The sequence below is a fragment of the Streptomyces sp. NPDC059010 genome (assembly GCF_042740355.1).
GTDB lineage: Bacteria > Actinomycetota > Actinomycetes > Streptomycetales > Streptomycetaceae > Streptomyces.
The window spans coordinates 1-22,320 of the sequence record NZ_JBHYJA010000058.1; the positions used below are offsets into that span (position 1 = coordinate 1).

General features: G+C 69.5%; 19 protein-coding genes and 2 pseudogenes. 6 read left to right on the plus strand and 15 right to left on the minus strand.

Annotated features, from left to right (window positions below):
* Positions 1-74 precede the first annotated feature (74 nt).
* Positions 75-968 (minus strand): LysR family transcriptional regulator, encoded by an 894-nt coding sequence (locus ACFWYS_RS40815; protein ID WP_384780938.1) that lies wholly within the window; start codon positions 966-968, stop codon positions 75-77.
* A gap of 184 nt (positions 969-1,152) precedes the next feature.
* Here ACFWYS_RS40815 and ACFWYS_RS40820 point away from each other — a divergent pair, with 184 nt between their 5' ends.
* Positions 1,153-2,346: a TDT family transporter gene (locus ACFWYS_RS40820; protein WP_384781064.1), complete on the plus strand. Its 1,194-nt coding sequence runs from the start codon at positions 1,153-1,155 to the stop codon at positions 2,344-2,346.
* Here the strand turns inward: ACFWYS_RS40820 and ACFWYS_RS40825 are convergent.
* From ACFWYS_RS40825 to ACFWYS_RS40840, 4 genes are all read right to left on the minus strand, one after another.
* Positions 2,258-2,977 carry a helical backbone metal receptor gene (locus ACFWYS_RS40825; protein ID WP_384780941.1) on the minus strand — a complete coding sequence of 240 codons (720 nt, stop codon included), beginning with the start codon at positions 2,975-2,977 and terminating at the stop codon, positions 2,258-2,260. The genes ACFWYS_RS40820 and ACFWYS_RS40825 overlap by 89 nt on opposite strands.
* The gene (locus ACFWYS_RS40830; protein WP_384780944.1) at positions 2,977-3,546 is read right to left on the minus strand and encodes a helix-turn-helix domain-containing protein; all 570 of its coding nucleotides are present in this window, start codon (positions 3,544-3,546) and stop codon (positions 2,977-2,979) included. The genes ACFWYS_RS40825 and ACFWYS_RS40830 overlap by 1 nt, the downstream gene beginning before the upstream one ends.
* Before the next feature lie 604 nt (positions 3,547-4,150).
* Complete coding sequence (locus ACFWYS_RS40835) at positions 4,151-5,965, minus strand: ABC transporter permease/substrate binding protein (protein WP_384780947.1); 1,815 nt, start codon at positions 5,963-5,965, stop codon at positions 4,151-4,153.
* On the minus strand, positions 5,958-7,034 hold the full coding sequence (locus tag ACFWYS_RS40840; RefSeq protein WP_384780950.1) for a glycine betaine/L-proline ABC transporter ATP-binding protein: 1,077 nt from the start codon (positions 7,032-7,034) through the stop codon (positions 5,958-5,960). The genes ACFWYS_RS40835 and ACFWYS_RS40840 overlap by 8 nt, the downstream gene beginning before the upstream one ends.
* 234 nt (positions 7,035-7,268) lie before the next feature.
* Between ACFWYS_RS40840 and ACFWYS_RS40845 the strand changes: the two genes are divergently transcribed.
* Both ACFWYS_RS40845 and ACFWYS_RS40850 read left to right on the plus strand, forming a co-directional pair.
* Positions 7,269-8,198, plus strand: a complete 930-nt coding sequence (locus ACFWYS_RS40845; protein WP_384781067.1) for a 5'-3' exonuclease H3TH domain-containing protein — start codon at positions 7,269-7,271, stop codon at positions 8,196-8,198.
* Between the two features lie 189 nt (positions 8,199-8,387).
* Complete coding sequence (locus tag ACFWYS_RS40850; RefSeq protein WP_384780952.1) at positions 8,388-9,233, plus strand: siderophore-interacting protein; 846 nt, start codon at positions 8,388-8,390, stop codon at positions 9,231-9,233.
* Between the two features lie 125 nt (positions 9,234-9,358).
* On the opposite strand, the gene ACFWYS_RS40855 is transcribed toward ACFWYS_RS40850, so the two are convergent.
* The 4 genes from ACFWYS_RS40855 to uppS form a co-directional block, all read right to left on the minus strand.
* On the minus strand, positions 9,359-9,589 hold the full coding sequence (locus tag ACFWYS_RS40855) for a hypothetical protein (RefSeq protein WP_384780955.1): 231 nt from the start codon (positions 9,587-9,589) through the stop codon (positions 9,359-9,361).
* Positions 9,590-9,660: 71 nt separating this feature from the next.
* Positions 9,661-11,040 carry a cytochrome P450 gene (locus ACFWYS_RS40860; RefSeq protein ID WP_384781070.1) on the minus strand — a complete coding sequence of 460 codons (1,380 nt, stop codon included), beginning with the start codon at positions 11,038-11,040 and terminating at the stop codon, positions 9,661-9,663.
* Positions 11,037-12,083, minus strand: a complete 1,047-nt coding sequence (locus ACFWYS_RS40865) for a terpene synthase family protein (protein ID WP_384780958.1) — start codon at positions 12,081-12,083, stop codon at positions 11,037-11,039. The genes ACFWYS_RS40860 and ACFWYS_RS40865 overlap by 4 nt, the downstream gene beginning before the upstream one ends.
* Before the next feature lie 19 nt (positions 12,084-12,102).
* Complete coding sequence (uppS, locus tag ACFWYS_RS40870; RefSeq protein ID WP_384780961.1) at positions 12,103-12,984, minus strand: polyprenyl diphosphate synthase; 882 nt, start codon at positions 12,982-12,984, stop codon at positions 12,103-12,105.
* A 963-nt stretch (positions 12,985-13,947) separates the two neighbouring features.
* Between uppS and ACFWYS_RS40875 the strand changes: the two genes are divergently transcribed.
* Positions 13,948-14,892 carry an RluA family pseudouridine synthase gene (locus ACFWYS_RS40875; protein WP_384780964.1) on the plus strand — a complete coding sequence of 315 codons (945 nt, stop codon included), beginning with the start codon at positions 13,948-13,950 and terminating at the stop codon, positions 14,890-14,892.
* Between the two features lie 19 nt (positions 14,893-14,911).
* On the opposite strand, the gene ACFWYS_RS40880 is transcribed toward ACFWYS_RS40875, so the two are convergent.
* The 6 genes from ACFWYS_RS40880 to ACFWYS_RS40905 all read right to left on the minus strand — a co-directional run bounded on the left by ACFWYS_RS40880 (position 14,912) and on the right by ACFWYS_RS40905 (position 20,321).
* A complete protein-coding gene (locus ACFWYS_RS40880) occupies positions 14,912-16,381 on the minus strand; it encodes a cytochrome P450 (RefSeq protein ID WP_384780967.1) in 1,470 nt (489 codons plus the stop codon).
* Positions 16,382-16,457: 76 nt separating this feature from the next.
* The gene (locus ACFWYS_RS40885) at positions 16,458-17,078 is read right to left on the minus strand and encodes an ATP/GTP-binding protein (RefSeq protein WP_272114773.1); all 621 of its coding nucleotides are present in this window, start codon (positions 17,076-17,078) and stop codon (positions 16,458-16,460) included.
* Positions 17,059-17,466, minus strand: coding sequence for a DUF742 domain-containing protein (locus ACFWYS_RS40890; protein ID WP_384780970.1), 408 nt, complete (start codon positions 17,464-17,466; stop codon positions 17,059-17,061). The genes ACFWYS_RS40885 and ACFWYS_RS40890 overlap by 20 nt, the downstream gene beginning before the upstream one ends.
* Positions 17,463-17,870, minus strand: a complete 408-nt coding sequence (locus ACFWYS_RS40895; RefSeq protein ID WP_030946521.1) for a roadblock/LC7 domain-containing protein — start codon at positions 17,868-17,870, stop codon at positions 17,463-17,465. The genes ACFWYS_RS40890 and ACFWYS_RS40895 overlap by 4 nt, the downstream gene beginning before the upstream one ends.
* A complete protein-coding gene (locus ACFWYS_RS40900) occupies positions 17,867-19,459 on the minus strand; it encodes a sensor histidine kinase (protein ID WP_384780973.1) in 1,593 nt (530 codons plus the stop codon). Before ACFWYS_RS40900 ends, ACFWYS_RS40895 begins: the two co-directional genes overlap by 4 nt.
* A gap of 298 nt (positions 19,460-19,757) precedes the next feature.
* A complete protein-coding gene (locus tag ACFWYS_RS40905; RefSeq protein ID WP_384781073.1) occupies positions 19,758-20,321 on the minus strand; it encodes a TetR/AcrR family transcriptional regulator in 564 nt (187 codons plus the stop codon).
* A 64-nt stretch (positions 20,322-20,385) separates the two neighbouring features.
* On the opposite strand from ACFWYS_RS40905, the pseudogene ACFWYS_RS40910 reads away from it, so the two are divergent.
* Positions 20,386-20,669: pseudogene (locus ACFWYS_RS40910) on the plus strand (DUF1989 domain-containing protein); the annotation flags it as partial.
* Positions 20,658-22,316 (plus strand): annotated as a pseudogene (locus ACFWYS_RS40915) (carboxyltransferase domain-containing protein); the annotation flags it as partial. The pseudogenes ACFWYS_RS40910 and ACFWYS_RS40915, both read left to right, overlap by 12 nt.
* Positions 22,317-22,320 lie beyond the last annotated feature (4 nt).

Genomic DNA, 22,320 nt, shown 5'->3' on the forward strand with positions numbered 1-22,320 from the left:
CCCCTGGGAGCGGGGTCGAAGGGGCGGCAGCCCCTGGGGGATGGGACGGGTAGGGGCGGCGGGGGCGAGGGAAGCTAGCCCCGGGTCAGCGACAGCAGGTCACGGGCCGGGCCCACCGGCCGGTGCCCCGTCGGCCAGACCGCGCGGAGGTCCCGTGCCAGGGAGACGTCGGCCAGCGGGATGCTCACCAGGCGCCGCATCGACAGCTCCTCCCCCACCGCCAGCTCACTCAGCACCGCCGGCCCGGCCCCACTCACCGCCGCCGCCTTCACCGCCGTCGTCGACGACAGCTCGATCAGCGGCCGGGCCAGCCCACCCAACGCCGCATCCAGCACTTGCCGCGTCCCCGACCCCTTCTCCCGAAGGATCAACGGCGTGGCCGCCAGCTCCGACCCCGCCAGCGCCCGCCGCCGACGCGACCAGGCATGCCCCGGCGCCGTCACCACGATCAGGTTGTCGTGGGCGATGACCACGGAGTCCAGCCCGGTGGGGGCCGTCAGCCCTTCCACGAACCCCAGATCCGCCTCGTCCGCCAGCAACCGCTCCGCCACCGCCGCCGAGTTCCCCGCGAGCAACGACACCGCCGTGTCCGGCCGCTGGGCCCGCAGGGCGAGCAGCCACCCCGGCAGCAGATACTCGGCGATCGTCATGCTCGCCGCCACCCGCAGCCGCGAGTCCCGCCGGTCCCGCAAGGCCTGTGCCCCCGCGTCGAACGCCTCCGCCGCCTCCACGATGCGCCGCGCCCAGTCCGTCACCAGCGCCCCGGCGTCCGTGAGCCGCGAGCCCCTGGGTGACCGGTCCACCAACGCCACCCCGAGCAGCCGTTCCATCGACCGGATCCGGCTGCTCGCCGCCGGCTGAGTGATCCCCAGCTCACGCGCCGCCCCACCGAGACTGCCGAGCCTCGCCACCGCCAGCAGCAGCTCCAACGCGCCGAGATCCGGGACCCGGTGCGCCACGGATCCCATGCGAAACTGCCCCTCCGCCGCCTCTGTCATAAACCCAGTTTATGTCGCCATAGAGGCGAACTCCCTGGTGGGAGTGGACCGCCGAAGCGACCCTGAGCACATGGTCACCGCCGTCCGTCACCTCGGACCCATCCGTCGCCTCGGAGCGTTCCGTCACCCCGGATCCAACCGTCGCCTCGGGCCCATCCGTCAATCCGAACACCACAGTCACTCGGAGCCCGCGAGACTCACTCGTCCCCCGCGCACCCTCCCCCACCTCGCATCCCTCCGGCACCTCGGCCCCAACTGGTACGCCGCCGTCATGGGCACCGCCGCCGTGGCCACCGCCGGAGCCGCGCTCCCCCTCCACGTCCCCGGTCTGCGCACCGCCTGCGCGTCCGTCTGGGCACTCTCCCTCGCCCTGCTCCTCACCCTGCTCGCCGCCCGCGCCCTGCACTGGACGCACCACCGCGACCAGGCCCGCGCCCACCTCCTCGACCCGGCCGTGGTGCCCTTCTACGGCTGCCTGTCCATGGCCCTGCTGGCCGTCGGCGGCGGTGCCATGACCGTCGGCCGGGACTGGATCGGGACCGGGGCGGCGGTCGCGCTCGACGCCGTGCTGTTCGGTGCCGGTACGGCCGTCGGGCTGGCGGCCGCCGTCGCCGTGCCGTACCTCATGGCCGTACGCCATCGCATCGAGCCGTCGCAGGCCACGCCCATATGGCTGCTGCCCCTCGTCGCGCCGATGGTGTCGGCCGCGCTCGGGCCGCTGCTGGTGCCGCATCTGCCGCCGGGGCAGGCGCGGGAGACGCTGCTGCTCGCCTGTCTCGCGATGTTCGGGCTCAGTCTGCTGGCCACCCTGCTGATGCTGCCGCTGGTCTTCGCGCGGCTGATCACCGGCGGGCCGCTGCCGCTCCTGCTCACCCCGTCCCTGTTCCTGGTCCTGGGTCCGCTCGGGCAGTCCACCACCGCCGTGGGCATGTTCGCGGACGTCGCCCCGGGTGTGGTCCCGGCGCCGTACAGCGGTGGCTTCGGTGTTCTCGCCGTGCTCTACGGCGTGCCCGTCATGGGGTTCGCGCTGCTGTGGTTCGGGCTGGCCACCGCCCATGTGCTGCGGGCCCGGCGGCACGGGATGGGGTTCGCGATGACCTGGTGGGCGTTCACCTTCCCGGTCGGCACATGCGTCACCGGTGCCGCGGCGCTGGCCCGGCACACCGGGCTCGTCGTGTACGAATGGCTCGCCGTCGGGCTGTATGCCGTGCTCGTCGTGGCCTGGGCCGCCGCGGCCGTCCACACCGCCCGCGGGCTGGTCAGCGGTGAGCTGCTCGCAGGGCCCGCGCCAGCGCCCGCGGCGCCTCGGCCAGTGACGGGCCGTACCACGTCAGGTGCCGTCCGCTGACCAGCGCGCAGGGCACGCCGGGAAACGCCTCCGGGCCGTCGTCGGCCGTGAAGCGGTACGGCTCGTCGGGCAGGACCACGACGTCCGGGGCCGCCGCCCGCAGTTCGTCCAGGGGGACGCGCGGGTAGCGGTCCTCGTGCGTCGCGTAGAGGTGGTCCACGCCGAGGCGGGCCAGGACGTCGCCCGCGAAGGTGTCGCGGCCCAGCACCATCCAGGGGCGCCGCCAGATCGGGACCACGGCCGTCGTACGGCGATCCGGGGGCGGCAGCGAGGACCAGGTCTGCTCCGCCTCGTCCAGCCAGCGCGGGCGGGCCGTCGCCCCGCAGGCGTCCAGCACGCGGTCCAGCTCGCGGAAGGCCTGCGGTACGTCCCGTACCTCCGTCACCAGAACCTCGATACCGGCCGCGCGCAGGGCGGCGAGGTCGGGCTCGCGGTTCTCCTCCTCGTTCGCGATCACCAGGTCGGGGGCGAGGGCGAGGATCCTCTCGACCTTCGGGTTCTTGGTGCCGCCGATGCGGGTGACGTCCAGGTCGGCCGGGTGGCTGCACCAGTCCGTGGCGCCGACGAGGACAGCCGGGGCCGACACCGCCACGGCCTCCGTCAGGGACGGCACCAGGGAGACGACGCGCATCAACGCCCCGGCCGGTCCCGGACGGCCTCGATGTGCTCCGCCACCGCGACGACGACCACGCGCGTGTCCGGCACGGTCGCCCGCCAGCGGTGGCGGACCCCGCCGGTGAGGTACAGGGTGTCGCCGCGGCCCAGGCGGTAGGCGCGGCCCTCCGCCTCGATCTCCACGGCGCCGTCGGCGACGTACATCAACTGGTCGTTGCGGTACTGGAATTCACGGCCCGCGTCATGGTCGCCGGTGAACTCCGAGGCGTGCATCTGATGGTGACCGCGCACCAGCGAACGCACTCGCGGTTCGGGTCCCAACTCATTCCCTTCGGCCCGGACGACGTCGACGCTGCACGCCGGGTCGGCCGCGGCGAGGAGTTCGACGGCGGTCGTACGCAAAGCGTCGGCGACCTTTTCGAGGGAGCTTCTGCTGGGGCGGGCCCGGTCGTTCTCCACCTGGCTGAGGAAGGGGACGGACAGGCCGCTGCGCTCGGCCACGACGGCGAGGGTGAGCTCCAGGGCCCGGCGTCGCCGCCGCACGGCCGCGCCCACTCGGAGAGGCTGTTCTTTGTGGTCGCCCATCGCTCCGGCTCCCTCCTACGCTCGTCGGTCCACTGTCCTCGCGCCCGCCGCCCGGCGCATTCCTTCTGTTGAGTTCCTTGCACCCTACGCATGTTCGGCAAACCGTTTCATGCGCCCGTCACATCGACGGCACATCGGGGGGAGTACGACCCATCGGTTCGCGCCAGCGGTGCGTGTCGGCGGATCGGCTCCCCGGACCTACGGGGCGCCCCCGCGCCGCCTCTGACTCCCGCTCAGCGCACGAGAGCCGCCCTACTGTTCAAGGCGTCGGCGGTCCCCCGTGTTCCCCGGTGGTCCCAGGTGTTCCCTGGCGTTTCCTCGTCCCGTCCGGGTTGCGGGCCTGGTCACAGGGGTGATCGGGGTCGCGCGCCCGGTCGTGAAGTCGGTGGCCGGCGGGGGGAGTTGGCGTGGCCGGGCTCAGGTGGTGGGATAGCGCTGCGTGGTTGGCCGAATCCTGCTCGTAGGCATGCCGTGTGACTATGCGGGCATGCAGCGAGGGGTGGGCCGGGCCGTACGTGAGGGGAAAACGTACGACGCGACCCACCCCTCGGGGCGGCGGTCCGGGGCCGTCAGGTCACCCGACCGCCTGGCTCTTGTGCTGCTGCTAGCTCTTGTGCTCCGCCCCGGCGACCGGCGCCCACTTGTCCAGCAGGCCGGGGTTCTGCTTCAGCCAGGTGCGGACGGCGTCCTGCTCCTTGCCCTTGCCGGCCTTGGTGATCTGCGACTCCAGACCGGTGAGCTGCTGCTCGGTCATGGAGAAGTCCTTCAGCCACTTGCCGACCTCGGGGTTGTCCGAGGCGAAGCCCTTGCGGGCGAGCGTGTGCACGCCGTCGCCCTTGCCCCAGGCGCCCTTGGGGTCCTTGAGCTTCTTCAGGTCGTAGTCGCTGTAGGCCCAGTGCGGCGACCAGAGGGTGACGACGACCGGCTCCTTCTTGGCGTACGCGCGCTTGAGCTCGGCCAGCATGGCGGGCGTCGAGCCGTCCACGACCTCGTACGTGCCGTCCAGGCCGTACTCCTTGAGGACCTTGTCCTTGAGCAGACCCATCATCCCGGCGCTCGGCTCGATGCCGATGATCTTGCCCTTGAACTCGGAGGACCTGTTCTTCAGGTCCGCCAGGGAGTTCACGTCCTTCATGTACGAGGGGACGGTGAGCTCCAGCGAGGTGGGGCCGTACCAGGAGCCCAGGTCCTCCAGCTGGTTCCCGTACTTCTCCCAGTACTCGGCGTGGGTGGTGGGCAGCCAGGAGTCCGTCTGGAAGTCGATCTGGCCGGTGGCGACGCCGGTGTAGAGCGGGCCCGCGGTGTACTGCGTGGTGGTGACCTCGAAGCCGCGGCGCTCCAGCAGCTCCTTCCAGAGGTACGTCGAGGCGATGCCCTCGTCCCACGGGATGTACCCGATCTTGATCTCCTTGCCCTTGCCGACGTTCGTGGCGGAGGCCTCGGCGGTGCCGGAGGAGGGGCCGAAGACGCCCAGGCCGCCCGCGACGAGGGCCAGGACGGCCACGCCGGCGACCGCGACGACGGGGCGCGGGCGGAGGTTCCAGACCTTGGTGCCGCCCGCGGCGCGGACCTTGGCCGCGGCACGGCGGCCGAGCGGGGAGATCTGCTCGCCGAGTGCGCCGGTGATGCGGTCCAGGTAGATGGCGAGGACGACGATGCCGACGCCCGCCTCGAAGCCGAAGCCGATGTCGAGCCGGCCGATGGCCTCGTTGACCGCGCCGCCGAGGCCGCCGGTGCCGACCATGCCGGCGATGACGACCATGGACAGGCTCAGCATGATCACCTGGTTGATGCCGGCCATGATGGTCGGCAGGGCCAGCGGCAGCTGGATGCGCAGCAGCTTGTCGCGCGGGGTGGTGCCGAACGCCTCGGCGGCCTCGACCAGTTCGCCGTCGACCTGCCGGATGCCGAGCTCGGTCATCCGGACGCCGGGGGCGAGCGCGAAGATCAGGGTGGCGATGACGCCGGCGGCGATGCCCAGGCCGAAGAAGAGGATGGCCGGGATCAGCAGCACCATCGACGGCATCGTCTGGAGCAGGTCCAGGACGGGCCGCAGGGCAGCGCTGACCGTCTTGGAGCGGGCCGCCCAGATGCCCAGCGGGACCGAGATCACCAGGGCGATCACGGTGGCGACCAGGACGAGGGCCAGCGTCGACATGGCCTGGTCCCACAGGTCCAGCGAGTCGATCAGCGCGAACCCGGCGAAGGCGAGGAGGCCGCCGGTCAGGCCGCGCAGCCACCAGGCCAGCACGGCGAGCATGCCCGCGAGGAGCATGGGTTCGGGGGCGGTGAGGACGGCGTTGACGCCGTCGTACATGCCCTCCACGACCGCCTTGATCGCGTCGAAGAGCCAGCCCATGTGGGCGACGAGCCAGTCCACACCGGAGTCGACCCAGTCACCGAGATGCAGCCTAGGCACGGGCGATCACCTTCCCGTCCGGGTTGTCGCAGGGCGCGGGTTCGGCGCTCTCGTCGCCGAGGAAGCCGACCAGCCGCTGCCGCTCAACGGCTCCGACGACCTTGTTCGCGTCGTCCACGACCAGGACGCGGTGCGACAGCCGGGCGCTGATGGCGCACAGTTCGGTGAACGGGGTCTCTGGGGTCGCGGTCTCGCAGGCGCAGAGCGGGTCGTCCCTGGTGACCCCGGTGTCCATGAGGGCGCCCGCGGTGAGCACCCGGGAGCGGTCGACGTCCTGGATGAAGGAGGCGACGTAGTCGTTGGCCGGGCGCAGCAGGATGTCCTCCGCCGAACCGGTCTGGACGATCCGGCCGTCGCGCATGACGGCGATGCGGTCGCCGAGGCGCATGGCCTCGTTGAGGTCGTGGGTGATGAAGACGATCGTCTTCTTCAGGGTGCGCTGCAGTTCCAGCAGCTGGTCCTGCATGTCACGGCGGATCAGCGGGTCGAGCGCGCTGAAGGACTCGTCCATCAGGAGCAGGTCGGCGTCGGTGGCGAGGGCGCGGGCGAGGCCCACGCGCTGCTGCATACCGCCGGACAGCTCGTCGGGCCAGGACTTCTCCCAGCCGCCCAGACCGCACAGCTCAAGGGCCTCGGCGGCGCGCTTCTCGCGCTCGGCGCGGGGCACGCCCTGGACGGCGAGGCCGTAGGCGGCGTTCTCCAGGACGCTGCGGTGCGGGAACAGCGCGAAGTGCTGGAACACCATGCTGATCTTCTTGGCGCGGACCTCACGCAGCTCGCGGTCGCCGATCGCGGTCAGGTCCTGGCCGTCGAAGCGGACGTGACCCGCGGTCGGCTCCAGGAGCCCGTTGAGCATGCGCAGCAGCGTGGACTTGCCGGATCCCGACAGGCCCATGACGACGAAGATCTGGCCCGGCTCCACGGTGAAGGAGGCGTCGATCACGGCGGCGGTGATGCCGTCGGCGCGCAGCTCCTCGCGGTCGGCTCCTGCACGGAGCCGCGCTACGGCCTCGTCCGGTCGTCTGCCGAACACCTTGTGGAGATGTTCGGCCTCAAGCCTGGATGACACGGGAACCTCTTGTCTCGACGGCAGATGAAGGGAGCGACGGGCGCGGCAGTTGAACATGCAAGCGACGTCACTCCGACCGCGCGCCTGCCCGGCTCCTCCGGGCACAAACGCACAAGTGGTCCAGGCCACAGAAATGGCTCACGACGCAACCTGTTGCGCAGCGGAGTACTCCGCGGAGCGGCCGATCGCGCCGCAGCGCCGGATGCGTGGGCCGTGTCAGTGCCGTACGGCATGATGCGTGGCGTGACCGGACGACTGATGCTTCTCGACACCGCCTCGCTGTACTTCCGCGCCTATTTCGGCGTCCCGGACTCCGTGAAGGCCCCGGACGGCACGCCGGTGAACGCCGTGCGCGGACTCCTCGACTTCATCGACCGCCTGGTCAAGGACCACCGCCCGGACGCGCTGGTGGCCTGCATGGACGCCGACTGGCGGCCCCAGTGGCGGGTCGATCTGATCCCCTCCTACAAGGCGCACCGCGTCGCCGAGGAGCGCGCGGTGGGGCCGGACGAGGAGGAGGTGCCGGACACGCTGTCGCCGCAGGTGCCGGTCATCGAGGCCGTTCTGGACGCGCTCGGCATCGCGCGCGTGGGCGTCGAGGGGTACGAGGCGGACGACGTGATCGGCACGTTCACCGGGCGGGCCGAGGGCCCGGTCGACATCATCACCGGCGACCGCGACCTCTACCAGCTGGTGGACGACAAGCGCGGGGTGCGGGTGCTCTATCCGCTCAAGGGCGTGGGCACCCTCCAGCTCACCGACGAGGCCTGGCTGCGCGAGAAGTACGGCGTCGACGGCCGTGGGTACGCGGATCTGGCGCTGCTGCGCGGTGACCCGAGCGACGGCCTGCCGGGTGTGCCCGGGATCGGCGAGAAAACGGCCGCGAAGCTGCTGGCCGAGTTCGGCGACCTGGCCGGGATCATGGCGGCGGTGGACGACCCGAAGGCGAAGCTGACGCCCTCGCAGCGCAAGCGACTGGACGAGTCGCGGCCGTATGTCGCCGTCGCGCCGAAGGTGGTGCGGGTCGCGGACGACGTACCGCTGCCGGACGTCGACACCGCGCTGCCGCACACGCCGAGGGATCCGGCGGGCCTGGACGAACTGGCGCTGCGCTGGGGGCTGGGCGGTTCGCTGCAGCGGCTGCTGGTGACGCTGGGGGCGTGACGGCGCCGGGGGCGCGCGGACAGAAGGGGCGTGAAGTGCGCCCCGAGTGAGCGCATGGGGTCCCTGGCGCGGGGAATTCGTTCCCTGTGTGCGCGAAATGCCCCCTTTCATGAACGGGTCGTAGCGGCATTCAGCGGAGGGAGATGCTAACTTAGGTAAACCTAAGCTTTGGAACGAGGGAGGCCAGTGATGGCACTACGCTCTGCCCGCAAGCCGCGGAAGCCCCACTCCGCGCAGGTCATCCGTACCCAACGGCTGACTCCGCACATGCAGCGTGTGGTGCTGGGCGGTGAGGGGCTCGCCGAGTTCATGGCGGACACCTGCACCGACCACTATGTGAAGATCCTCTTCTCCCCCGGCGGCGTGAGCTACCCGGAGCCCTTCGATCTGGAGCGCATCCGCGAGGAGTTGCCGCGCGAGCAGTGGCCGGTGACGCGGACGTACACGGTGCGGGCCTGGGATCCCGAGCACCGTGAGCTGACGCTCGATTTCGTACTCCATGGCGACGAGGGCCTGGCCGGCCCCTGGGCGATGCGCACCCAGCCGGGCGACATCGTCCGGTTCATGGGCCCCGGCGGTGCCTACGCGCCCGATCCGGACGCCGACTGGCATCTGCTCGTCGGTGACGAGAGCGCGTTGCCCGCGATCGCCCGCACCCTGGAGTCGCTGCCCGCCGGTGCCACGGCGTACGCCTTCGTGGAGGTCTCCGGCCCCGAGGAGGAGCAGAAGATCGACTCCGATGTGGAGGTGATCTGGCTGCACCGCGGCTCCCGTCGCGTCGGCGATGCCTTGATCGAGGCCGTTCGCTCACTGGACTTCCCGGCGGGCCGGATGCAGGCGTTCGTACACGGCGAGGCGCACTTCGTGAAGGAACTGCGCCACCTGCTGCGGGTCGAGCGCGGCGTCCCCCGGGAGGATCTGTCGATCTCCGGCTACTGGCGCCTCGGCCACAACGAGGACGGCTGGCAGGCCTCCAAGCGGGACTGGAACGCACGGATCGAGGCGGAGCAGGAGGGCGCCGCTCCGGCGGCGTAGCGCCTGTTGCGAGGGGGGGCGACACTTGCGAGGGTGCCGCCCTTCAGTGTGCTCGGCCGCTCCGGGCGCTCAGCCGCTGAGTGCGCTCGGCCGCTCACACCGAACGCTAGACGTCTGCTGAAGATCTACATCCCCGCCGGGAACAGCGCCTCCCGGTGCTCGTCCAGGAACGCGAACACACTCCGATCCGGGATCAACTCCCGGCAGGTTTCCCACACATCGGGCCCGACCGGCCCCCCGGCCCGCTCATCCTGCATACCCACCAGACTGGCCCCGGACCGTGTGATCCAGGGCCAGAACAGCCGAACATTTTCAGTGATCTTCTCGACCGTGTTGACGTCACTCGCCGCGAGCACGACGTTGACACCGACACCGAAGTGAGAATCAGCGGCTCGCGTCAGCTTTGTGTCGACCCTGCCCGTCTGGGTCAGGGACGGGCGGTTGGCAGTTGGTGGGATACCTGAGCGTCGGTGCGAGGCGTTGCCTGCATCTGTAGCCTGCGGGGCCTCAATGCCAATCCCAGGGCGGGTCGGACCTGTTGGCCGGGCACGTGTTCCAGGCGCCATCGGGCGGTGATGGTCGCAAGGGCAAGGGTCGCCTCCGTCATGCCGAAGGTGTCGCCGATGCACTTGCGGGCGCCGACGGCGAAGGGGAGGAGAGCATGGCGGGGTGGCTGAGGGCGCTGGGGATCCCAGCGGTCGGGGTCGAAGGACTCGGGGTTGTCGTAGAGGTCTGGCCGGTGGTGGATGAGGTACGGGCTGTAGACCACGCTGCTCCCGGCGGGCAGCAGGTACCCGCCCAGGCGGGTGTCGGCGGTGACGGTGCGAGTGAAGATCCAGCCTGGCGGCCGGAGCCGGAGGGTTTCGGTGATGATGCGTTGAGTCAGTTCCAGGCGTGGCAGGTCGGTGTGGGTGGCTCTGGCTCCGTCCAGGACGGTATCGACCTCAGCGTGCAGCCGCTGCTCGATCTGGGGATGCCGGGCCAGCAGGTCCAGTGCCCAGGCCAGGGCGGCGGCAGTGGTCTCTGTACCGGCGAGGAAGAAAGTGACGATCGTGTCGCTGATTTCCGCGTCGGTCATGCCGGGGCTGTCATCGTCGGGGTCGTGGGCCACGATCAGGGCCGAGAGCAAGTCACCGTGGTCGACGCCCTCGGTGCGGTGCTGGGCGATGATCTGGTCGAAGGCGTCGCGTAGGCGGGTGCACGCGCGCACGTGGGAGCGGTTGCCCGAGGTGGGGAGCCGATCCAGCGGGGAGATCATGAACATGCGCTGGTAGAAGCCGTCGAAGAAGGTCTTCACGTCGTTGAGGACCGGGCCGAGTTCTCCTGAAGGCAACGCACCGGAGAACAGGGTGGAGGCCGTGACCTTGGACGTGATGGTCATCATCTCGGTGGGCACGTCCAGGATCTGCCCGGCACGCCATGAACCGGCCACCTCCTCGATGCAGGTGCTCATGGCCTTCGTGTAGTCGGGGAACCGTGTCGGGTGGAAGGCGGGCTGGGCCAGCCGGCGCAGCCGCCGATGCGCGCTGTACGGACAGCTGGCCAGCCCGTCATTACCCACGACTTCCCGCACACGGTCGAAGATTGGGCCACCTTTGTCGAAGACGCGGTCATCGATCAAGGCCTGCCGGGTCAGTTCTGGATCACAGATGACCACCATCGTGAAGGGCCCCAGCTGGATGCGGACGAGCTCCCCGTGGGCAGGCAGAGAGTTGAGGAACTCCAGCGGGTTTCGCAGCAGCGGAATCAGATGACCGACGAGAGGCAGCGCCTTGGGGGCGACGGGGATCGAACGCAAGCTCGTCATATCCGCTCCTCCTCGTTCAGATGGGCGCGAGTTGCGATTCCTTGGGAATCGGCGCTCTGCAACCCGTAGCGGGGCGTCTCCAATGACCATGTGTAGACGGAGTCGACCCAGTAGAAGATTGTCTGGGCGTGCTTTCTGGCCGTGTCGGTCAGGGAGGTATCCGCACAGATTGCGGCAGCAGTGTTGGCGTTCTCGTAGCGCAGTGACGCGTTGAGGGTGAGCGCACAGGAGAAGGCCATGTCCACGGGGATTCCGTATTCCTGGCAGATGACGCCGATGAGGCTCAGCCTCTCCCCTTCTTCGGCGGCCACGTGACAACTGTGCAGGTCATTGTCGATGCCGACTAAGAGGCTGCCCTGTTTCATGAGCTGAAGCAGCGGTTCCGGAAGCTTTTCGTCCGGCCCGATGAGGCCCGGTTGAAGTCTCTGGATCCACATGCCCATAACGATCCCCGCCGTGAGAGTCCTGTGCCTCAAGTACCGGTCCAGGCTCGGCAGCGGTTCCCCGTTTTCCCACGCTTGTCGAGCCTTGTACTCGCGCAGGAATCCCAGCATCAAGTCCGTGAAGCCGGGTATCAGACCGGCTCCTCCCGCCGCGACGATGTCGGAGCGGAGACTGGCCATCGGCTTTAGAATGTCCGGCCCGTCAGCCGGTGCATGCCCCCTCTCCAGGGCTTCTCTCACGGGCTGTACCAGATCACTGACGGGCTGATCGCTGCCGAGGTCGAAGGTGTTCAGCCAGAACAGGATGACCTGCAGCTTGGTCAGCGGGAGCAGCACATTCCAGGGGGCTTGGGGGGCGAACAACCCCACTAGATGCCCGGGGGTTGCCTGGATCATTACCTTGATGTGGTCTTCGCTCATTCCAAGGTCTGTTGCCCAGGCGAGAATTGAGGACTCCAGTTGGTCGGTCTGTGGATGAGCAGGGTATGTTTCGCGCCCCTTTACCAGGTGGGAGAGCAGCCAGGGTTTCAGGGGACGGTATGAGCCGGCGATGTCGTTCGTCGTCTTGAGGTTAGGGAATAGGAGAGGCCCCTGCGACATGTTGCACTTCCTTCCTGCTTTACTTTCCGAAACGTCGCTGGCGGTTGGCGTAGAAGGCCAGGGCGCGGTGGAGATCAGACTCGGTGAAGTCCGGCCACAGGACAGGGCAGAAATAGAGTTCGGAGAGAGCTGCCTGCCAGAGCATGAACCCGGACAGTCGCTGTTCGCCGGAGGTGCGGATCACCAGGTCCGGATCGGGTAACCCGCCGGTGGAAAGGGCCTGGGCGAACGACCTTTCAGACACAGAGAAGCTCGTGGACTTGACCGCTTGGTGGGCGATGCGGCGCGCAGCGGCGAGGATGTCCTCCCTGCCGCTGTAGCCGACCGCGAAGTTGATCTGAGGGCCCTGATTGTGACGCGTGGTGGTCTCCGCCTCGCCCAGCGCCGTTGCCACTGAATTGGGGAGCAGCCGAGGATCTCCGAGGTGACGCATTCTCCAGTGTCCGGATGCCGCCAGACGGTGGGTCAGTTCGGAGATGATGTCCAGGAGTTTGTGGAGCTCGGCTGCAGAGCGACTGAGGTTGTCCGTCGAGAGCAGCCACCATGTAGTGGTCTCTATGCCCATGGCCTCACACCAGTGAACGGCCCGGCAGACGTTGTCCGCGCCCTCGCGGTGGCCTTGTTCAACGGGATGGCCATGGGCGCGTGCCCAACGACGGTTTCCGTCCACGATGAAGGCGACGTGACGTGGCCCCCTGCTCAGGTCGAGAGAACTCTGCGCGCCGCATGGTGTGTCCTCGTCCGAGAAGGGCTTGAGGGCGCGGCGGTCGCCCCTTTGTTGCGACTGACCTGAGGTGTGGGGGTTGTCCGCAGACCGGGGGAGTGCTTCCCGCGCCGCGGCCGGACCGGACGGATCGGCCAGATCTGTGGTGTTGGGGTGGTCGCGCGGAAGAGGTTTCATCGGGCACTTCCTTATCGCCTGGGACCAGGGCATGCACGGCCGATACGAATCCAGCGGGCTCTACGGGAAAGGCAAGGGGCGGTAGCGGTTGATGTGCTGCGAGCGAGTAGGCCCATACGAGGGCCGAATCCGCCCCGCCGGTACGGAAGTTGTTGCACACCACGCAGGGCCTGCCTCCAGCCGCTCCCGGCCGCCCTGGGTCTCTGTCAGCCCGAGACTTTGCCCGAGTGAGCGGACGTGCTCCTCGATCTTCTCGGTGTACGGGCTTACGGTCGGGTGTGTGGGCTCCGGATAGGTCGGGATCATGGCGAGCACCAGGTCCTCCAGGTCTATGGCGCCGGAGTTGCTAAGGCGGATGCGGTTCGGTCAGGTTGCCTGCTCTCACGGCGAGAAGCCCGCGTCCCGGTCGGCGGCGGCAGGACAAGCGGAGGCATTGCTTTCCCTTCCGTGATGGCGCGAACAGGACGCACTGCCTTCGGCCTTACGCCCTTCAATCACATCGCAGTTGAGTCCGCACCGGAAGTGGGCACCCTTAATCGACTCTTGAACGCTCTTGAGCGCCGCCACGTGCAGGATCCGGGCTCACCCTGGTGGATGAAGAACGCGTCGAACGGGCAGACTGACAGCTGAACGGTGACCATGGCGGCTCCCACGAGGGTCCACGTCATCAGTAAGACGGTGCTTGCAAGGCCATGGAGCTGCGCGGACTACTCCCAGTAGACGTAGGCCCCCCACGCACGACAAGTGATCGAGTGGGGGCGCATTGGGGCGCAAAAGCGATCACGCAAGCACATTGAACGGTCTCTTTACCGCCACACCGCTCAATATGCTCGTGCGCCGGAGCCTGGAGCACTGACCCGGCGCGCAGAGGTGATGAACCTGCGCCGGGCGGAGAGGCGAACCTCATGCCGGCGCAAGGCGGGCTCGATCCGGAGGAGGCCTCCCCTCGTACCCTTGACCGTGATGAGCCGCCGAACCCCGCCCCCGCCCTCTCCCCTGCCGCAGCGCGAAGGGGTGGATCCCGTGCGTGTGCGGTTGCCGGCCGGGAACGCCTGGGCGACCGTGCGGGATCATCTCGTGGCGCGACTCGCGGCCGGGGCCGGGGTGATCGACGCGATGCTCGATGCGGGGCGGATCGTGGACGCCGCCGGGCGTCCGGTATCGCGGGGCACGGCATACGTGCCGGGTATGTACGTGTGGTTCCATCGGGAGCTGGCCGACGAGGAGCAGGTGCCGTTCGAGGTCGACGTCCTGTACCGGGACGAGCATCTGGTGGTGGCCGACAAGCCGCATTTTCTGGCCACCACCCCGCGCGGTAGTCATGTGGCAGAAACGGCCCTGGCGCGGCTGCGGCGGCAGTTGGGCATTCCGACGCTGGGCGCGGCGCACCGGCTGGACCGGCTGACAGCGGGACTGGTCATGTTCACCGTGCGGCCCGAGGAGCGCGGCGCCTACCAGTCGTTGTTCAGCGGCAGGCGGGTGGCGAAGGAGTACGAGGCGGTGGCCCCGTACGAGCCCGCACTGGACCTGCCGCGCACCGTGCGCAGCCGGATCGTCAAGGAGCGTGGGGTCATGGCGGCGCGCGAGGTCGAGGGCGAGCCCAATGCCGTCAGCGACGTGGAGTTGCTGGAACGCCGTGGCGACGGACTGGCTCGCTATCGGCTGAGGCCGCACACCGGGCAGACGCACCAGCTCCGGGTGCACATGAGCACCTTGGGGGTGCCGATCCTCGGCGATCCCCTTTATCCCGTGGTGACCGGCCCCGTGGCGGACGGTGACTTCCGGCGCCCGCTCCAACTGCTGGCGCGGGTCCTGGAGTTCACCGATCCGGTCACGGGGCGCGAGCACCGGTTCGTCAGCCCGCGTGTGCTGCAGGCCTGGTCGTCGTACGAGGAGTGGGCCGAGTAGCCTCGGCGCCCCGGTCGGCTCAGTCGCCGCGCCACCAGCGCAGGATGCGCCGGAACACGCCCGGCCGACGGGCCGGTACGGGCATCGCCGCCGGCGTCGGAGCAGCGGGCTGCGCGACTGTGGGCTGTGGCTGCGGCACGCTGGCCTGCCAGTTGGTCGTACGTTGCTGCTGCGTCGCGGGGTTGATGGAGGGGCGCTGCTTGACGTCCTGCTGGGGCTTGGGCGCGAACTTGACCGGCAGTTCCACCAGGTGCCGGTTCATGATGGACGACCGCCAGCGCAGCTCGTCCTCCGCGCAGGCGAGTTGGGCATCCGGGAGGCGGGTCAGCAGCGCGTCCACGCCGACCTCGGCGATGGCGCGGCCGATGTCCTGGCCCGGGCACTCGTGCGGGCCACCGCTGAAGGCGAGGTGCGAGCGGTTGCCCTGCATATTGGCCTTGAGGTCCGGGCGGACTCGCGGGTCCACATTGCCCGGCGCGATGGCGAAGACGAGGCCGTCGCCCTTACGGATGCGCTGGCCGCCCAGTTCGGTCTCCTGCTTGGCGACGTAGGGAAAGATGGTGCTGAACGGCGGCTCGTCCCACAGGGACTGCTCGACCGCCTCCGGCACCGTCATCTCGCCGCCCTTGAGCTGGGCGCGGAACCGCGGGTCGGTGAGTACCACCCGCAGCACGTTGGCGAGCAGGTTGGCAGTGGTCTCGTACGCGCCGATCAGGACGACCCGCAGGTGCTGGCCGACCTCCTCGTCGGTGAGCCGCGCCGGGTGGTTGATCAGATGGCTGGTGAAGTCGTCCTTGAGTTCGGCCCGGCGGCTGACGGTGAGCCGCATCAGGACGTCCATGATGTACGCGTTGCTGGCGATGGCGGTCTCGGTGCCCTTGAGCATGTCGCGGGCGGCCTGCACGATCCGGTCGTTGTACTCGTCCGGCATGCCCAGGACCTCGCACATCACCGCCATCGGCAGATGCTCGGCGAACTGGCTGACCAGATCGGCCCTGCCCTCCTCGCAGAACCTGTTGACGAGTTCCTGGGTCGCGCGGTTGATGTAGCGGCGGATGCCCCGGTGGTCGATGGTAGACATGGCGCCGGTGACCGCGCCGCGCAGCCGCAAGTGCTCGTCGCCCTCGGCGTGGCAGCAGATGGGCTGCCAGGCGATGATCGGCATCAGCGGGTGATCGGGCTTGACCGTGCCGTCCTGCAGGGCGGTCCACAACCGGGTGTCACGGGAGAACTGCGAGGGAGTACGCACCGTGTGCAGGTTCTCGGCGTGGCCGAGCACCACCCAGACCGGCACGTCCTCGTGCAGCAGCGCGGGAGCCACGGCGCCGTGCTCGGCACGGAGCTTCTCGTACACGGCCTGCAGGTCCTCCGCGTCGGGGCCGTACAGCCGGCGCAGTCCGCCGGTGCCGATGCCGTGCGCGGGGCAGCCGGGGGGCGGGGTGGCCATGGGCTCACCCGTGCCGGTCGGGAAGAGAGATTCAGGCGTCACGATGGTCGCTCCGAAGCTGAAGTGGTTCCGGTGTGCAGGAAGAAGGTGAGGGGGTACGGCTCGGTCGGTACATGGCTCACGCCGGAGCCTTCGACGTCGCCAGCGCGTGCAGGAAGTGCATCAGGGTCATCAGGACGTCGCGGCTGGAGGCCCGGCGGCGACAGTCGACTTCCACGATGGGGATCTCCTCGGGCAGATCGAGTGCCGTACGGAGTTCGGAGAGGGCGTAACGAGGCGCGTCCGGGAAGGTGTTGACGGCCACCACGAAGGGCACGCCGCACTCCTCCAGCCGCCCTATGACGTCGAAGCTGACCTCCAGGCGGCGGGTGTCGACCAGCACGACCGCGCCCAGCGCACCCTCGAACAGCCCGTTCCACAGAAACCAGAAGCGTTCCTGACCGGGGGTGCCGAAGAGGTACAGCACGAGCTGCTCGGTGATGCTGATGCGGCCGAAGTCCATCGCGACGGTGGTGGCCGTCTTGGTGTCCGAGCCGAAGTTGTCGTCGACGCCGATGCCGGCCTGCGTCATGGTCTCTTCGGTGGTCAGTGGCCTGATCTCACTGACCGAGCCGACCATGGTCGTCTTGCCGACACCGAAGCCGCCCACGATCACGATCTTGACCGCGGCCTCGGCCGTGTGCGGCAGCTGGTCCTCGGTCCGTGGACCGGGGATGATCTCAGAGCCTTTGAAGTCCATGCATCACCGCTTCGAGAAGTGAACGGTCGGCGACGGCCTGGCGCACGATCGGGGCGCGCGCCGTCACCAGTCCGGCCGTCAGCATGTCGGTGAGCAGGACCGTCATCATGCTGAACGGCAGGTTGAGATAGGCCGAGAGCTCGACCACGGACAGAGGGGTGGTACAGAGCCGGAGCAGCGCCGACTGCTCCGGGCTGGAGGCAGGCGGGGGGTCGGCGCGCGCCACGATTAACGTGACGAGGTCGAGGTCGCCGTCGCGCTCACCGCCGTCCGGGCCGGCCACCACGAAGAGCCGTTCCGGGTGCTTCTGATCCCCGGGCTTGGCGGCGGGCGGTGGCGGGGGCAGTTGTTTACTCAGGAATCGCCGCTGGCGTTGCGGAGGAGTCATACGGTCTGCCCGTTGCGGCGGGGCGGACTGGTGAGGTGGGCGCCGATGCGGGCGACGAGGTCGGACATGCGGTTGCTCATCCGGCCGGGCTCGGCGAACGTGTCGGAGAGCACGGCGAGATAGGCGTTGGCGCCGGCGGCCATCAGATAGAAGTAGCCGCCGTTGATCTCGATCAGGACCATCTTCATCTTGCCGTCGCTCTTCGGGATCTCCGAGGCGACGGCGCTCGCCAGGCTCTGCAGGCCGGCGCAGGCCGCGGCGACACGGTCGGCGGTGTCCGGATCGCCGCCGTACCGGGCGATGCGCAGTCCGTCGGCGGAGAGCACCACGATCATCTGGATGCCCGGTACGCCGTCGTGGAGCTCCTTGAGCATCCAGTCGAAGTTGGCGCGCTGCTGGATCACTTGAGGTCCCCCTCGTCATCGGCCTCGGGGCGGGCCGGTTGGGTTCGCGGTTGGAGAGTGAGCGGGTCGGGCTTGTCCTTGAGCCCGTTCCAGAACGCCTCGACCCAGGCTCCGGGTACGGGCTCGTCCTCCGCCGGCTCGGGCTCGGGCTCGGCCTTGCGCGTCGACCAGATGGTGGGCCGGCCCTCGCGTTCGGCCTGCTCGATGGCCGCCTGCTCGGCGAGCCGCTTGCTGAGCGGCGTCTTGACCCGGCTGCGACGCTGCGGCAGCCCGTTGGCGGTCCATTCGGTGACGACGGGGACGTCGTCCTCCAGGGAGACCGCGGCGGTGATCTTCGGGCTGGTGGGACGCCGCTTCTTGGGGGCGCGCTTGGGACCTTCGAGCGCGTCGGGGTCGTCGGCCTTGGGCGCCGACCCGGCACCGATGCCATGGGCGAGCCCGGGCGCGGGGTCGGTGGTCATCATGTCGCGCGGCACCACGAGGACGGCACGGACACCGCCGTACGCGGAGGACCGCAGTGAGACCTGCATGTTGTAGGCGGTGCACAGCCGGCCGACGACGGCCAGGCCAAGGCGCGGGGACTCGCCGAGGTCCTGGAGGTCGGTGCCCTGCTTGGCCTGTTCGAGCATGCCCTCGACCCTGGCGCGGGCTTCCTCGCTGAGGCTGACGCCGGCGTCCTCGATCTCGATCGCCACGCCGGTCTGCACCTCGGTGGCGGTGACGTGCACCTTGGTCTGGGGCGGCGAGTAGCGGGTGGCGTTGTCGAGGAGTTCGGCCGCGGCGTGGATGATCGGCTCGACGGAGACGCCGGCGATGTTGACCTTGGCGATGGAGTCCAGGCTGATCCGGCGGTACTCCAGGATCCGGGACATGGCGCCGCGCAGCACGCTGTACAGCGGGACGGGCTCGGGCCACTGCCGTCCCGGGCGACCGCCGCCGAGCACCGAGATGGAGTCGGCGAGGCGGCCGATCAGCATGGTGCCGTGGTCGATGCGCAGGAGGTCGTCGAAGACCTCGGGGTTACGGCCGTGGTCCTCCTCCATCTCCCTCAGTTCCACGGCCTGTTGGTGAACGATCGACTGGACCCGGCGGGCGATGTTGACGAAGGAGCGCTGGGCGGAGTCGCGCAGGGCCTCCTCGTGGTCGACGATGTCGAGCATCGACTCCACCAACCCGAGCTGCACCCGGGAGAGCCGGGTGTACGACGGGTCGATCTCGCCGAGGTCGCGCATCACCTCATAGGGTGAAGCGCCGCAGCGCAGCCGGTGGATCGCGGCGGGGGTGATCTCCGTGGCGAGCCGGGCCGTCTCCTCGTCGTGGGCGACGACGCGCCGTTCCAGATACGCGGTGTGACGGGCGTGCTCGGCCCGCAGGTCCCGCAAAACGCGGCCGCGGCGTGCTGCTTCGGCCGCGGATGCCAGCACCAGCAGCAAGGCCACGGCACCGCACACGCCGACGGCCGTCCGAGCCGGCTCCGTCACTACGGCGACGGCGGCTCCGGTTGCCGCGGCCATCACTATGGCGGGCAGCAACAGGACGCGCGCGTACGGAAGTTCACGGCGACGGGTCGGGGATTGAACGCTCACCATGTGGGCCCTCTGAAATGAATCGGGTGGGTGTAGGCGGAGCTTGCAGCGGGGTACTTCATGGGTATGTCGGAATCTTCTGCATGTTTGGGAACAAGCGCACGAATACGCCTCAACTCGGTGCGCTGCGGGCGAGCTTAGTCCGACCGGATCATCGCCGTGTCATATTCAGCAAGCACCTGAAATGGGGTGCACGGCGGTAGTACTCTCGGCTCCATTTATACGCTTGGCATACATTCGAACACGGTGCGTTACGGCGTTCGGGTGTGCGAAAGGCACTCACCGTGATGGGTGAAAACGTTCAGATCCCCGCGATGCGCAGTGCCGCGTCCGCCGTCGCTTCGGCGAAAACCGACACCGGGCGCTCCGGATCGGAGCGGTGGACGAGGATGACGCTTTCGATCAGCCCGAAGACCAGGTCGGTACGCAGATCCAGCTCGCCCTTCGCGAGCGCGCCGCCCGCGGCTGTGGCGGCGAGCAACTGGCGGTAGGCATCCTTGAGTTCGGCGCGCACGGCATGGAAGCCGGCGAAGCGTTCGGCGCGCACCTCGGGCAGCAGGTACAGCCCGCCGAGGTTGTGCGGTCCGGCGCACAGCAGCTCCACGTCGGCGCGGCACAGCTGCCGCAGCCGGTCCTCGGCCGGGATCGTGTCGTCGGCTAGGAGCTCACGGGCGTACGCGAGCGAGGGCGTGACCGTGGACTCCAGGAGTTCGGCGAGGAGTTCATCCTTGCCGGAGACGTAGTGGTACATCGACGCCTGGCGCATGCGGGCGCGTTCGGCGACGGCGCGGGTGGTGGCGGCGGAGTAGCCCCGGGTGGTGAACAACTCGGCGGCGGCCGCAAGGAGTTCGGCACGCGGCTCCAGCCCGCTGTCGGGCCACCGGGCGACCCGCGGGCGGCCGACCCGTCGGCTTCCCGGCCCACCTGACGTACCGCAGTGGAACGCCTACCTCGGCGAGGGCCGCCTGCTGCTGTCCGACCAGGGCCGCGTCCTCGCCTCCGTCGTCGCCGACAGCTCCGGCCGGCACGACGCGCTGTGCGGCACCTCCACCCTCGTACGCAACACCGGGCGCTACGGCGACGGCACCGCGCAGTCCCCCTCCCCCGCGGGCCGCGAGCTGTTCAAGGTGGCCGCCGCGAAGAACGGTCTGGAGCCCCGGGACCTGCCTCGTCGCTGTCCTTCTTCCAGGGCGTGGAGGGGGCCGTCGAAGGGCCGCACGCCGCACCGGAGTTCTTCACCGAGGACGACATCCGCGACTTCTACGCCGCCGGCTGGAAGGTCCACTTCAACTCCGCGCGCACCGGCATACGGCTCGTCGGCCCCAGACCGCGCTGGGCGCGCGCCGACGGCGGCGAGGCGGGTCTGCACCCGTCCAACATCCATGACACGCCGTACTCGGTCGGCGCCGTCGACTACACCGGCGACATGCCGGTGCTGCTCGGCCCGGACGGCCCGTCGCTGGGCGGGTTCGTGTGCCCGGCGACGGTGATCAGCAAGGAGCGCTGGAAGCTGGGGCAGCTGCGGCCGGGCGACCGGGTGCGGTTCCTGCCCGTGCGGGCCGACGGATCGCCGCGCCCTCGGATCGCCGACGGCGGTGTGCTGGCCCGGGACGGCGATGTGACCTACCGCCGCGGCGGGGACGACAACCTGCTGATCGAGTTCGGGCCGATGCAGCTGGACCTGGCCCTGCGGATGCGCGTCCACGCGCTGATGGAGGCGGTCGCCGAGACGGACCTGGACGGGATCACCGACCTCACTCCGGGCATCCGCTCCCTGCAGATCCAGACGGACCCGGGCAGGCTGCCCCAGCACGAACTCCTCGCCGACGTACGGGAGATGGTGGCATCCCTGCCGCCCACCGACGAGCTCGTCGTCCCCTCCCGCACCATCCACCTCCCCCTCTCCTGGGACGACCCGGCCACCCGCGAGGCCATCGCCCGCCATATGGCCGGCGTGCGCGACGACGCGCCCTGGTGCCCCTGGAACATCGAGTTCATCCGCCGCGTCAACGGCCTCGCTTCGGTCGAGGACGTGTACCGCACGGTCTTCGACGCGGAGTACCTGGTCCTGGGGCTGGGCGATGTCTATCCGGGCGCCCCGGTGGCGACCCCGCTGGACCCACGGCACCGTCTGGTGACCACGAAGTACAACCCGGCGCGCACCTGGACCGCGGAGAACTCGGTCGGTATCGGCGGCGCCTATTTGTGCGTCTACGGCATGGAGGGCCCCGGCGGCTACCAGTTCGTGGGCCGTACGACCCAGGTGTGGTCGGCGTGGCAGCAGCGCGGGGCGTTCGAGCCGGGGTCGCCCTGGCTGCTGTGGTTCTTCGACCGGATCAGGTGGTATCCGGTGGACGCCGAGGAGCTGCTGGAGCTGCGGGCGGACATCAAGTCCGGGCGGTTCGTGCCGCGCATCGAGGAGGGCACCTTCTCGCTCGCCGGGTACCGGGCCTTCCTTGATCGGAACGCCGGGTCGATCGCGCGGTTCCGGTCTCGGCAGCGGGCCGCCTTCGCGGCGGAGCGGGAGGCTTGGGAGGCGGCCGGCGAGTTCGCCCGGGCGGAGGCGGAGACGGCACCGGTCGCGGCCGCGCTGGAGGTGACCGTCCCGGCCGGCGGGCGGCTGGTCGAGGCCGAGTTCGCGGCGTCCGTCTGGCAGCTGAGCGTCCGGCCGGGTGACGACGTGGCGGCCGGACAGCCGCTGCTCGCCCTGGAGGCGATGAAGATGGAGTCCGGGGTGCACGCGCCGATGACCGGCGTGGTCGTGGAGGTCCTGGTCGGGCCCGGCGATCAGGTCGAGGCGGGGACGCCCTTGGTGGTCCTCGCGCCGGCCACCGACTCCACTGCCGGATCCGTGAGCTGACAGT